This window comes from Streptomyces sp. NPDC020362 (assembly GCF_040642095.1).
In the GTDB taxonomy this organism is placed as follows: Bacteria; Actinomycetota; Actinomycetes; order Streptomycetales; family Streptomycetaceae; genus Streptomyces.
This window is the reverse complement of the sequence record NZ_JBFAET010000074.1, coordinates 1-13,174: the sequence shown is the minus strand read 5'-3', so window position 1 is coordinate 13,174 and position 13,174 is coordinate 1. Positions and strand designations below refer to the sequence as shown.

7 protein-coding genes are annotated in these 13,174 nt (G+C 71.2%); all 7 read left to right on the top strand.

The genetic code is table 11. The features are described from left to right. The first annotated feature begins 57 nt into the window (after nt 1-57). Complete coding sequence (locus AB0H32_RS24810; protein WP_361124398.1) at nt 58-4,410, top strand: Rne/Rng family ribonuclease; 4,353 nt, start codon at nt 58-60, stop codon at nt 4,408-4,410. 241 nt (nt 4,411-4,651) lie between these two features. Continuing rightward, the gene (rplU, locus tag AB0H32_RS24805; protein ID WP_009188585.1) at nt 4,652-4,972 is read left to right on the top strand and encodes a 50S ribosomal protein L21; all 321 of its coding nucleotides are present in this window, start codon (nt 4,652-4,654) and stop codon (nt 4,970-4,972) included. Nucleotides 4,973-4,986: 14 nt separating this feature from the next. Continuing rightward, nucleotides 4,987-5,241 (top strand): 50S ribosomal protein L27, encoded by a 255-nt coding sequence (gene rpmA, locus AB0H32_RS24800; RefSeq protein WP_023550764.1) that lies wholly within the window; start codon nt 4,987-4,989, stop codon nt 5,239-5,241. Nucleotides 5,242-5,373: 132 nt separating this feature from the next. Beyond that, the gene (gene obgE, locus AB0H32_RS24795) at nt 5,374-6,822 is read left to right on the top strand and encodes a GTPase ObgE (protein WP_361124396.1); all 1,449 of its coding nucleotides are present in this window, start codon (nt 5,374-5,376) and stop codon (nt 6,820-6,822) included. A gap of 355 nt (nt 6,823-7,177) precedes the next feature. Continuing rightward, complete coding sequence (locus tag AB0H32_RS24790; RefSeq protein WP_361124394.1) at nt 7,178-8,728, top strand: alkaline phosphatase D family protein; 1,551 nt, start codon at nt 7,178-7,180, stop codon at nt 8,726-8,728. A gap of 594 nt (nt 8,729-9,322) precedes the next feature. After that, nucleotides 9,323-10,822: a bifunctional cytidylyltransferase/SDR family oxidoreductase gene (locus tag AB0H32_RS24785; protein ID WP_361124392.1), complete on the top strand. Its 1,500-nt coding sequence runs from the start codon at nt 9,323-9,325 to the stop codon at nt 10,820-10,822. Between the two features lie 169 nt (nt 10,823-10,991). Beyond that, on the top strand, nt 10,992-13,073 hold the full coding sequence (locus tag AB0H32_RS24780; protein WP_361124449.1) for a hypothetical protein: 2,082 nt from the start codon (nt 10,992-10,994) through the stop codon (nt 13,071-13,073). Nucleotides 13,074-13,174: the final 101 nt, after the last annotated feature.

The following is a 13,174-nucleotide window of genomic DNA, read 5'->3' as shown; positions in this document are numbered from 1 at the left end:
CGAGACCGACGCCGGACCAGGCGCGGCGCCCGGGAGCCTGACGGGAGAAACGCCCGCATGCTCGAGCCGATCGAACCCAACGAGGGTTCCGAACTGAACACCCCCAGCGACACCCTGCCCCCGCGCAGGCGTCGCCGTGCCGCCTCCCGCCCGGCGGGCCCGCCCGTCGAGGGCGAGGCCTACGCCGAGGTCACCGTGCCGGCCATACCGGCCGAGGACGCCGACGAGGCCACCGAGGCAGAGAAGGCCGAGGCCGTACCGCCTGCTCCCGCCGAGGAGCCCGCGGCCACCGGCCGCCCGCGTCGCCGGGCCACCCGCCGTGCCTCCGCGCCCGCCGGAACGCCCGAGTCCGCGGAGACCGTCGAGACGGTCGTTCCGGCTGCCACGACCTCGGCTGCCGAGACCGCTGTGACCACCGAGGCCGTCGAGTCCGCCGAGGCCGTCACGTCTGCCCAGGCCGTCGAGGAGCCCGCGCCCGCTCGTACCCGGCGCCGTGCCTCCCGTCGCGCGTCAGCGCCCGCCGGAACGCCGGCGTCGGCGGAGTCCGTGGTGCCCGCTGCCGCGTCCGGTGCGCCGGCCGCCGCCGGTGCCGCCGAGACCGGGATCGCCGTCGAGGGCGGGACGGAGGCCGACGAGAAGGCCGAAGCGGAGACCGTGCAGGCCGAGGCCACGTCCGCCGGTCGTCCGCGCCGCCGCTCCACCCGGCGTGCCTCCGCCCCCGCCGGTGCGCCGAAGTCCGCGGAGACTCCCGCGTCCGAGCCCGGTGCGCCCGCCCCGGTCGCCGAGGCCACGCCCACTGCGGACCTTGCCGCAGCTGCCCCCGCTGCCGAAGCCGCGCCCGCCGCCGAAGCGCCCGAGGTCGGTGCCGAGGAGGCGGCCCCGCGTCGTACGCGTCGTCGTGCGACCCGCCGGGTGACCGCTCCGGCCGGTGTTCCCGTGACCGAGGAGGCCGCTGTGGCCGCCGCCGAGGAGACCGAGACCGCCGAGCCCGCCCCCGCTGCCGAAGCTGCGCCCGCTGCCGAAGCGCCCGAGGTCGGTGCCGAGGAGGCGGCCCCGCGTCGTACGCGTCGTCGTGCGACCCGCCGGGTGACCGCTCCGGCCGGTGCTCCCGAGGCGGAGGAGGCCGCTGTGGCCGCCGCCGAGGAGACCGAGATCGAGCCCGCCGTGGCCGCGCAGGCCGCCGAGCCCGTCGCCACCGGGACCCCCGCTACCGAGGCCCCCGCCGCCGAGGCCCCCGCCGAGGCAGCGGCCCCGCGCCGTCGCCGTCGCGTCGTGCGGGCCGCGGCCGGGTTCTCCGCGCCCGGGCAGTCCCCGGCCGCCGCGTCGGCCGAGTCCGCGGAGGCCGAGGGACCGCGTCGCCCGGCCCGGCCCGCCGTGGCCGTGTTCCAGGCGCCGGTGTTCGCCGAGCCGAAGTTCCAGACCCCGGAGCGGGCCGCCGCCGAGGCCGCCGCCGAGGCTGCCGACACGTCCGAGACGGACGAGACGGACGAGACCGAGGAGTACACGGAGGAGCGCGTCGAAGCCGCCTCGCGTGGCCGCCGCCGTCGCCGCCGGGGCGCCGCCGAGGAGACGCAGGCCGTGGAGGCCGTCGCCCGGCACGAGGAGCCTGCGGAGGCCGAGGAGCCCGAGGACCTCGCCGAGGGCGAGAGTGAGACCGACGCCGAGGAGGCGGAGGGCGCCGAGGGCGCGGACAGCTACGAGGAGTCCGGTTCGCGCCGCCGTCGCCGCCGGGGCGGCCGTCGCCGTCGCCGTGGGGACGCCGCGGAGGGCGAGGGCGACGCCGAGGGCGACGAACTGGCCGCCGAGCAGGCCGAGCAGGACGCCGAGGACACCGCCGAGCAGGAGGAAGAGGACGCCGAGGACGCTCGTGGCGACGAGTCCGGCGGTTCCAGCTCCAGCCGTCGTCGCCGCCGTCGTCGTCGCCGGGCCGGTGACGGCGCGTCCGACAGCGAGCCGTCCGTCGACGACCCGGAGCGCACGGTCGTCAAGGTCCGCGAGCCGCGCAAGCCCGCCGAGCCGTCCGACGAGGTGCAGTCCATCAAGGGCTCGACCCGTCTGGAGGCGAAGAAGCAGCGCCGTCGCGAGGGCCGCGAGCAGGGCCGCCGGCGCGTGCCCATCATCACCGAGGCCGAGTTCCTGGCCCGCCGTGAGGCCGTCGAGCGCGTGATGGTCGTGCGCCAGCACGGCGAGCGCACCCAGATCGGCGTGCTCGAGGACGGCGTGCTCGTCGAGCACTACGTCAACAAGGAGCAGTCGACCTCGTACGTCGGCAACGTCTACCTGGGCAAGGTCCAGAACGTGCTGCCGTCGATGGAGGCCGCCTTCATCGACATCGGCAAGGGCCGCAACGCCGTCCTGTACGCCGGTGAGGTCAACTTCGAGGCGCTCGGCATGGCCAACGGGCCGCGCCGCATCGAGGCCGCCCTGAAGTCCGGCCAGTCCGTCCTCGTCCAGGTGACGAAGGACCCGATCGGGCACAAGGGCGCCCGTCTGACCAGCCAGGTCTCCCTCCCGGGCCGCTACCTCGTGTACGTCCCCGAGGGCTCGATGACCGGCATCAGCCGCAAGCTGCCCGACACCGAGCGGGCCCGGCTGAAGACCATCCTCAAGAAGATCGTCCCCGAGGACGCGGGCGTCATCGTGCGCACCGCCGCCGAGGGCGCGAGCGAGGAGGAGCTGCGCCGCGACGTCGAGCGGCTGCAGGCGCAGTGGGAGGAGATCCAGAAGAAGGCCAAGAGCGGCAATGCGCCGACGCTGCTCTACGGCGAGCCGGACATGACCGTCCGGGTCGTGCGCGACATCTTCAACGAGGACTTCTCCAAGGTCGTCGTCAGCGGTGACGAGGCCTGGGAGACGATCCACGGGTACGTCTCCCACGTGGCCCCGGACCTGGCCGAGCGGCTGTCGAAGTGGACCTCCGAGGTCGACGCCTTCGCCACCTACCGGATCGACGAGCAGCTCGCCAAGGCGCTGGACCGCAAGGTCTGGCTGCCCAGTGGTGGTTCGCTGGTGATCGACCGGACCGAGGCGATGGTCGTCGTCGACGTGAACACCGGCAAGTTCACCGGCCAGGGCGGCAACCTGGAGGAGACGGTCACCAGGAACAACCTGGAGGCGGCCGAGGAGATCGTGCGCCAGCTGCGGCTGCGCGACCTCGGCGGCATCATCGTGATCGACTTCATCGACATGGTCCTGGAGTCGAACCGAGACCTGGTGCTGCGGCGCCTGCTGGAGTGCCTGGGCCGCGACCGTACGAAGCACCAGGTGGCCGAGGTGACCTCGCTGGGTCTGGTGCAGATGACCCGCAAGCGGGTCGGCCAGGGCCTGCTGGAGTCCTTCTCCGAGACCTGTGTCCACTGCAACGGCCGCGGCGTCATCGTGCACATGGAGCAGCCGACCGTCGCCGCCGGCGGTGGCGGCGGCAAGCGCAAGAAGCGCGGGCGCGGTGGTGACGGGCACGTCCACGAGCACGAGGCCGCCGCCGTGGCCGCCGAGACCGGCGAGGCCGTCGAGCCGGAGACCGTGACGCCCGCCGAGGTGGCCGCCGAGGTCGCCGAGCCGGTCGCGCTGCCCGCGCCGGACTTCGCGCCGGACGAGGAGCTGTACAGCAGCGTCGCCGAGGCGGAGGCTGCGGCCACCCGTGGCCGTACCCGCCGCCGCGCGAGCCGCCGGGCTTCGGCTCCGGCCGGTGCGCCGAAGGCCGAGAGCCGGAAGGGCACGCGGGTCGCCGAGACCGCCGAGGTGCCGACGGCTGAGGCCGTCACGCCTGCCGAGGAGGCCGCGCTGCCCGTGCAGCCGGTGCCTGCCGCCGAGGCGCTCGCCGAGCCGGCGGTGGCCCCGGAGCCCGCCGCCCAGGAGCCCGCTGCCGAGGAGGCCGCGCCCAAGGGCCGTACGCGCCGCCGTGCGACCCGGAAGGTGTCGGCGCCCGCAGGTTCCCCGGCGGGTGCGGAGGCGGCCGTGGTGACGGTCGCCGAGCCCGCGCCGGCCACCGAGGCACCGGTCGAGCAGCCCGAGCCCGTGGCTGCCGCTCCGGTCGAGGAGGCGCCCGCCGAGAGCGCCGCCCCGGCCCGCCCGCGCCGTCGCGCCGTGCGCAAGGCCACCGCGCCGACCGCGTCCGAGGAGACGGCCGTCGTGGTCGTGCCGGCCACCGAGCCGGAGCCGGCCGCCGAGGCGCCCGCCGCCGAGGAAGCGGTGGAGACGGTGGAGGAGGCCGTGCCGGCCAAGAAGACCGCCCGCAAGGCGGCCAAGAAGGCCACGGCGAAGAAGGCGGCCACCAAGAAGACCGCGGCCAAGAAGACGGCCGCCAAGAAGACGACGGCCAAGAAGGCGGCCAAGACCGTCAAGACGGCCGCCGCGAAGTCGACGGCGAAGAAGACCACCACGGTCGCCGCCGCCGGAGACGAGGGCTGAGAAGGCCCGACGGGGTGTGCGGCCGGTTCATGTGACCGGCCGCATACCCCGGGGGACCGCCCCGGTTTGACCCCTTCGGCGGTGGCCCCGTAACCTTGACCGTCGGCGTGTCCACTGAACACGCCACATCCCCGTAAACCTCTTCCTCCCGGGCACACGGTTGGCCGGGAGAGGTTGTCCGTGGTGTTCCCGGACGGCTGGCCTGCGGGGGTGCCGTTCTTCGAGCGAAAGAGAGATCCGCGTGTACGCCATCGTGCGCAGCGGTGGTCGTCAGCACAAGGTTGCTGTCGGCGACATCGTTGAGGTTGACAAGATTTCCACTGCCAAGGTTGGCGACACGGTCGAGCTCTCGACCCTGCTCGTTGTCGACGGCGACGCTGTGACCAGCGACCCGTGGGTGCTGGCCGGCATCAAGGTCCAGGCCGAGGTCGTGGACCACCACAAGGGCCAGAAGATCGACATTCTGCGCTACAAGAACAAGACCGGCTACCGCCGTCGTCAGGGCCACCGCCAGCAGTACACGGCGATCAAGGTCACGTCGATCCCCACGGCTGCGAAGTAAGGGACTGAGGAGACATGGCACACAAGAAGGGCGCATCGTCCACTCGGAACGGTCGCGACTCCAATGCCCAGCGGCTCGGCGTGAAGCGCTTCGGCGGTCAGGTCGTCAACGCTGGTGAGATCCTGGTCCGTCAGCGTGGCACCCACTTCCACCCGGGCGCCGGCGTCGGCCGTGGCGGCGACGACACGCTGTTCGCGCTGCAGGCCGGTGCGGTGGAGTTCGGTACCCACCGTGGCCGCAAGGTCGTGAACATCGTTCCGGTCGCCTGACCGAACGCTTCACTTCGCGAGGCGGACCTCACTTCCCGGTCGGGAAGGCGGGTCCGCCTTTCGCGTGTTAATCAGGAAACATCCGTACTCCCCCAGCCTTGGGCCGGGGGGACTCCCAGGAGGCACTGAACCATGACCACCTTCGTGGACCGCGTCGAGCTGCATGTCGCCGCGGGTAACGGAGGCCACGGCTGTGCCTCCGTCCACCGTGAGAAGTTCAAGCCGCTCGGCGGCCCGGACGGCGGCAACGGCGGTCGTGGCGGTGACGTCATCCTGACCGTGGACCAGTCCGTCACCACGCTCCTCGACTACCACCACTCCCCGCACCGCAAGGCCACCAACGGCAAGCCCGGCGAGGGCGGCAACCGCTCCGGCAAGGACGGCCAGGACCTGATCCTGCCGGTGCCGGACGGCACCGTCGTGCTGGACAAGGCGGGCAATGTGCTCGCCGACCTGGTCGGCCACGGCACCTCGTACGTCGCCGCGCAGGGCGGCCGGGGCGGCCTCGGCAACGCGGCGCTGGCCAGCGCCCGCCGCAAGGCGCCCGGCTTCGCGCTGCTGGGCGTGCCCGGGGACCTCCAGGACGTCGTCCTGGAGCTGAAGACGGTCGCCGACGTGGCGCTGGTGGGTTACCCGAGCGCCGGCAAGTCCTCGCTGATCTCCGTGCTCAGCGCGGCCAAGCCGAAGATCGCCGACTACCCGTTCACGACGCTCGTGCCCAACCTGGGCGTGGTGACCGCCGGATCGACCGTCTACACCATCGCCGACGTGCCCGGTCTGATCCCGGGCGCCAGCCAGGGCAGGGGCCTCGGCCTGGAGTTCCTGCGGCACGTGGAGCGGTGCAGTGTGCTGGTGCACGTTCTGGACACCGCGACCCTGGAGTCCGACCGCGACCCGGTCTCCGACCTCGACATCATCGAGGAGGAGCTGCGGCAGTACGGCGGCCTCGACAACCGCCCCCGGATCGTCGTCCTGAACAAGGTCGACGTGCCGGACGGCAAGGACCTCGCCGAGATGGTCCGGCCCGACCTGGAGGAGCGCGGCTACCGCGTCTTCGAGGTGTCGGCGGTGGCCCACATCGGCCTGAAGGAGCTGTCGTACGGGCTCGGTGAGCTGGTGGCCGGGGCGCGCGCCGCGAAGCCGAAGGAGGAGGCGACGCGGATCGTCATCCGGCCGAAGGCCGTGGACGACGCGGGCTTCACCGTCATCCGCGAGGAGGTCGGCGGCGAGCCGCTGTTCCGGGTGCGCGGCGAGAAGCCGGAGCGCTGGGTGCGGCAGACCGACTTCAACAACGACGAGGCCGTCGGCTACCTCGCCGACCGGCTCAACCGCCTCGGCGTCGAGGAGAGGCTGATGAAGGCGGGCGCCCGGACGGGCGACGGCGTCGCCATCGGACCCGAGGAGAACGCGGTCGTCTTCGACTGGGAGCCGACGGTCATGGCGGGCGCGGAGATGCTCGGCCGCCGTGGCGAGGACCACCGCTTCGACGCGGAGCGGCCCGCGGCGCAGCGCCGACGGGAGAAGCAGGCCGAGCGGGACGAGGCGCTGCAGGAGTACGAAGAGTTCGACCCGTTCGAGTAGTCGCGCCGGGGTTTTCCCGAGGGCCCGGGGGCTGTCGCCCCCGGGCCCTCGCACGTTCGCGGCCGCAGTCGTGGACAGTGATGTCGTGCACCGGTGTGCGCGGAATGGCCGGATAGATTCGGTATTCACCTACTGAACACCCGTTACCGTAAACATCCCCTGACACTCGGTAAGACCCGTTGTGGCAAGATCACGTATTTTCCTGTGGTTCCGGTGCTGCAACGGGTCTTCTGCTGTCTGCCTGGTTGTCATGCACGCGAATGCTCCCGTTCGGCGGGCGGTCCGGCCTGCCGTGGGAGCTTCCGAAGGTACGCGAGAGAAGTCCAAGAGGCCCCCTTGGCAAGGGAGTTAGCGAATGACCGGATTACTGACCCCCGACCGACGCCGCTTCCTGACCGCCGGTGCCGCCGTCCTCGGCGCCGTGGCCACCGCCCAGCTCTGGCTGCCGGCCACCGCCCGCGCCGCCGAAACCCCGCTTCCCGACGGCGTGTTCACCCTCGGCGTCGCGTCCGGCGACCCGCTCCCCGACGGCATCGTGCTGTGGACCCGGCTCGCCCCGGACCCGCTGAACGGCGGCGGCATGCCCGACGCGGTGTTCTCCGTGGACTGGGAGATCGCCGAGGACGACCGGTTCAGACGGACCGTCCACAGAGGCACCGCCGAGGCCCGGCCCGAGTACGGGCACAGCGTTCACGTGGACGTACGGGGGCTGCGCCCGGACCGCTCCTACTGGTACCGCTTCCGGGCGGGCGGCCAGCTCTCGCCCACCGGCCGCACCCGCACCGCTCCCCACCCGCACCGCAGGGGCGGCTCGCTGCGCGTGGCCCTCGCCTCCTGCCAGAACTGGCAGCACGGCTACTTCACGCCGTACGCCGACATGCTCGCCCAGGACCCCGACTTCGTGCTGTTCGTCGGCGACTACATCTACGAGTCCTCGCCCAGCGCCTCGTCCGTGCGGCGGCACGAGGGCAAGGGAGAGCCGTACACCCTCGTCCAGTACCGCAACCGCTACGCCCAGTACCGCACCGACCCCGACCTCGCCGCGATGCACGCGAGCGCCCCCTGGGTGGTCACCTTCGACGACCACGAGGTCGACAACGACTGGGCCGGCCAGATCCCGCAGGACCCCGACAAGCAGTCGCACGACGCGTTCGTGGCCCGGCTGACGGCGGCCTTCCAGGCGTACTACGAGCACATGCCGGTCCGCGCCACCGCGATCCCGGACGGCCCGCACATCCAGATGTACCGCCGCCTGGAGTTCGGCAGGCTGGCCCGGCTCAACGTGCTGGACACCCGGCAGTTCCGCACCGACCAGGCCACCACCCAGGCCGGTGCCGAGGAGCCGTCGATGACCATGCTCGGCGCCGAGCAGAAGCAGTGGCTGCTGGACGGGCTGTGCGACTCGCCGGCCAGCTGGAACCTGATCGCCTCACAGATCATGATGGCCGAGACCGACCTGCTGCTCGGCGAGGGCAAGCTCTGGTTCTACGACGCCTGGGACGGCTACCAGGTCGAGCGCAACGCCCTGCTGGAGGAGTTCGCCGGCATCCGCAACCCGGTCGTGCTCAGCGGCGACCGGCACCTGACGATGATCAGCGACCTCAAGGAGGACTTCGCCGACCCGGACTCCGACGTCGTCGGCGCGGAGTTCGTCGGCACCTCCATCTCCAGCAACGGTGACCAGGACCAGGCCGCCTTTCACGCCCAGTGGGACCCGCTCATGGCGGACAACCCGCACTGGAAGGTGATCGACGCCCACCGCGGCTACCACCTCTTCGACATCCGCCGCGACGGCATCGACGCCCAGGTCCGGGTCGTCGACACGGTGCTCAGACCGCAGGCCACGGCGAGCACACTGGCCAGGCTGCGGGTGGAGTCGGACGAACCGGGCGTCCAGGTCGTGTGACGTCCGCGTGCAGGGGCCCGGGACTCGTCCGAGTCCCGGGCCCCTCTCGTCCGCGCCCGAAGTGGCGCTCTCCGGTCAAGGCCGAAATGCTGCGTAATCCCGATGGGGAATTTCACGGCAATGCGCTGCCTCCGGCGAGCCGTATTCCTGGCTCGTCCGCACCGGTGCCGTGCTGCATATGAAGTCCGTACCGGTGCCGTGTCGCATATGAAGTCCGCACCGGTGCCGTGCTGCATATGAAGTCCGCACCGGTGCCGTGCTGCATATGAAGTCCGCACCGGCGACGTGCCGCATATGAAGAACGCGTGCCGTCCCGTGCCACGGGACGTGAAGATCCCGCCGCCCCGTCCGCGCCCCCGGCGGCGCCTGCCCCACCCTGGCTGTCCCCCGCGGCTCGGGCGGCACCGAACGGCACCTGTGGACTTACTCACAGCATTTCCACAGGGGTTCACGGGAGCCGCACCCAATCACCTGGAGTGCTAGGTGAATGACAGGTTGCGCGCACATATGCATGGGACGTCACTCACCTTGCACTGCGGTTACCCGAAGTGGGACCATTTCACGGTTCCCTGTCGCCCCAAGGTAGGTCAGCCTGTGTCACAGCACATAGCCAAGCCCCGAACCACCGCAGTGATCCTGGCCGGTGGCACCGGTCAGCGGGTGGGTCTGTCGATCCCCAAGCAGCTGCTGAAGATCGCCGGCAAGGCAGTCATAGAGCACACTCTGACCACTTTCGAGAACGCCGACTCGATCGACGACGTCATCGTCCTGATGGCGCCGGGCTATGTGCCGGACATCGAGAAGATCGTCGCCAAGGCCGGGCTGCAGAAGGTCAGGAAGGTCATCGAGGGCGGCTCGACGCGCAACGAGACCACCGAGCGCGCCATCGAGGCCCTCGGTGAGGGCCTGGCCGAGGGCGAGGACCGCAACGTCCTCTTCCACGACGCCGTGCGCCCCCTGCTCTCGCAGCGCGTCATCGACGACTGCGTGACCGCGCTGGAGCGCTACCAGGCCGTCGACGTCGCCATCCCGTCCGCGGACACCATCATCGTGACGCGCACCCACGGCGAGGACGGCGAGTTCATCACCGAGATCCCGGACCGCTCCCGGCTGCGCCGCGGCCAGACCCCGCAGGCCTTCAAGCTGTCCACGATCCGCCGCGCCTACGAGGTCGCCGCCGGCGACCCCAACTTCCAGGCCACGGACGACTGCTCGGTGGTCCTCAAGTACCTGCCCGACGTGCCGATCCATGTGGTCGCGGGCGACGAGTACAACATGAAGGTGACCCAGCCGGTCGACGTCTTCATCGCCGACAAGCTCTTCCAGCTCGCCTCCACCGCCGCGCCCGAGCAGAACGGCGAGGAGGCCTACCGCGAGCTGCTCACCGGCAAGACGATCGTGATCTTCGGCGGCTCGTACGGCATCGGCAAGGACATCGCCGAACTCGCCGAGTCCTACGGCGCCCAGGTCTACGCGCTCGGCCGCTCCACCACCGGCACCCACGTGGAGAACCCGGAGGAGGTCGACGACGCGCTGTCCAAGGCGTACGCGGACACCGGCCGGATCGACTACGTCGTCAACACCGCGGGTGTGCTGCGCATCGGCAGGCTCGCCGAGACCGACAACGCCACCATCGAGGAGGCGCTGAAGGTCAACTACCTGGCCCCGGTGCAGATCGCCCGTTCGTCGTACAAGTACCTGGCCGAGACCAAGGGCCAGCTGCTGCTCTACACCTCCAGCAGCTACACCCGCGGACGCGCCGAGTACAGCCTCTACTCCTCCACCAAGGCCGCCATGGTGAACCTCACCCAGGCCCTGTCCGACGAGTGGGCCGGCGACGGCGTCCGCGTCAACTGCATCAACCCCGAGCGCACCGCCACCCCGATGCGCACCAAGGCCTTCGGCCAGGAGCCGGCGGGCTCGCTGCTCTCCTCCGAGGCCGTGGCCCGGACTTCGCTCGACGTGCTGCTCTCGGAGCTGACCGGCCATGTGATCGACGTCCGCCAGCAGGACCCGACGGCGCCCGCGGGCCAGGCCTCGGGCTTCGAGCAGGCGTTGGCAAGTGTTCTGGACCGCCAGGACGGCGTGGCATAATCAACATCAAATAGCTATCGGTAATTCAGGCCTCTGTGGCTGCGCGTATGCGGAGCATTCACAGAGGCCTGAATCCGTAAGACTCCCAGATCGCCCGCAAGGTCTACATTCCGGCCTCTCCGTCAGCAAAAGGTTATTCGTGATATCCACCGCTATTCGCGTCGCCCGGGTGGGCAGCGCGGCCGAGCTGGCCGCGGCGGCCCTCATGATCCTGGGCTACCCGGCGCTCATGCTGGCCGCGCTCGTCCCGAGCACTCCCGCCTTCGCGGCCGCGGCCGCCGTGACGTACCTGGCGGACCACTATCTGCACCGCAGGGGCAGCTACCTGATCAACCGCCTCAGCAAGGTCCGGGCCGGACTCTCGATCCGCTTCCTGATCCGGCAGCTGATGCTGATCCTGCTGCTGGCCCGCCTGTCCCACGCGGACGACCTGATCTTCTACGGCGCGATCGCCTGCTTCATCGCCTTCTACGGTCTCCAGGCCCCGCACGGTGCGCTGGTCACCCTCATCCGCAGCCGCCGCCGGATGCCGGTCGCCACTCGCAACATCGACCTGAAGTCCCGCATCCGCATCCCGGACGCCCCGCCGCGCCGCCTGCTGCACCGCTCCGCGGAGAAGATGCTCCACCTCGACCTCTTCGCCGTCGTCGGCATCCTGGTCTCCGCCGTCATGGACCCGGACGTCGCGGGCTTCGTGGGGATCGGCCTCACCATCGGCCTCGGCTGCCTGTACGTCGCGGTGCTGCTGCCGTACGTGCGCGGCAGGAAGACCCCGCCGAAGGCCGACGTCGTCCTCGCCGCCGTGGACGACTGGCTGGCCGGCTACAAGCCGGAGACGGTCCTGTACTTCTCCGGTTCCAAGGACTCCGCGTACCAGGTCAACATGTGGCTGGAGACGATGGAGCAGCTGGACACCCGGCCGCTGATCATCCTCCGCGAGCGCGCGATCCTGAACAACCTCGCGCCGACCACGGTCCCGGTCATCTGCGTGCCCGGAGGCGTGCACCTGATGAACCTGGACCTGTCGACCGTGCGGGTCGCCCTGTACGCGGCCAACGTCGGCAAGAACATCCACATGCTGCGCGTGCCCACCATGAAGCACGTCTTCATCGGCCACGGCGACAGCGACAAGCTGGCCAGCGTCAACCCGTACAGCAAGGTGTACGACGAGGTGTGGACCGCCGGCCGGGCGGGCCGCGACCGCTATGCCATCGCCGACGTCGGCGTCCGGGACGACGACATCGTCGAGGTCGGCCGGCCGCAGCTGGCGCCCATCCAGAGCTGGCAGGGTGTGCCGGAAGGCCGTATCCCGACTGTGCTGTACGCGCCCACCTGGGAGGGCTGGGACGGCAACCCCGGCAACACCTCGATCGTCCTCGCCGGCGAGAACATCGTGAACAGGCTGGTGAAGGCCGACCCGCCGGTCCGCGTCCTGTACAAGCCGCACCCCTTCACCGGCACCGTCAGCAAGGAGGCCGGCGCCGCGCACCACCGGATCACGGCCCTGGTCGAGAAGGCCGCTGCCGAGCGCACCGCCGATCCGCGCTTCACCGCCGACACGGCCGCCCAGGCCGGGGCGAAGGCGGAGCTGGCCCGGATCGAGGCCCGGATCGCCGAACTGACCGGCACCGGCGGCGACAAGGGCGACGAGGCCGAGGCCAGCCGCGACGGGATCGTCGACGTCAGGAAGCACGAGGAGATCGCCCGACTGCGCGCCGAGTGGAACGACGTCCACTGGCGTTCCTTCCCTGCGTACGAGCACCGGGTCATCACGGGCGCCGAGCCGCGCCTGTACGACTGCTTCAACGTCTCCGACGCGATGGTCTCCGACATCTCCTCCGTGGTCTCCGACTTCATCGCGAGCGGCAAGCCGTACGCGGTCACCGACTCCGCCGAAGTCGGTGTGGAGGAGTTCAAGCAGCAGAACACGGCGGTGCGTGCCGCGGTGATCCTGTCCAACAGCGCCGCCGAGCTGGGCGGGCTGCTGGACGCCGTACGCGACCCCTCCACCGACCCGCTGGCCCAGGAACGCGGCGAGCTCAAGCGCTATCTGCTGGGTCCGGACGAGCCGAAGTCCATCGACCAGTTCAACACCGCCGTGGCGAACCTCGGGCTCAAGGCCGAGGCCCGCAACGTCGGCCAGCAGTCCCGGCTGGGCGCGGCGGGCGCCGACCCCGTCACGCTGACCAACGCGGTGCCGGGGCAGCGCGCGGCGTCCGCCGGTGAGACGGACGGCGTGAGCGCGGGCTGACCTGCCCCGCAGCGACAGGGCAGGGCCACCGCGACGTCAACCGCGGCCCGCCCGATTACGGGGTGGTGCCCGCCGTGGAGGGGATTACCCAGCTGAATTAA

Coding starts and splice junctions, on each gene's coding strand:
- rpmA (WP_023550764.1), top strand. CDS start 4,987: ATGGCACACAAGAAGGGCGCATCGTCCACTCGGAACGGTCGCGACTCC.
- AB0H32_RS24790 (WP_361124394.1), top strand. CDS start 7,178: ATGACCGGATTACTGACCCCCGACCGACGCCGCTTCCTGACCGCCGGT.
- obgE (WP_361124396.1), top strand. CDS start 5,374: ATGACCACCTTCGTGGACCGCGTCGAGCTGCATGTCGCCGCGGGTAAC.
- AB0H32_RS24810 (WP_361124398.1), top strand. CDS start 58: ATGCTCGAGCCGATCGAACCCAACGAGGGTTCCGAACTGAACACCCCC.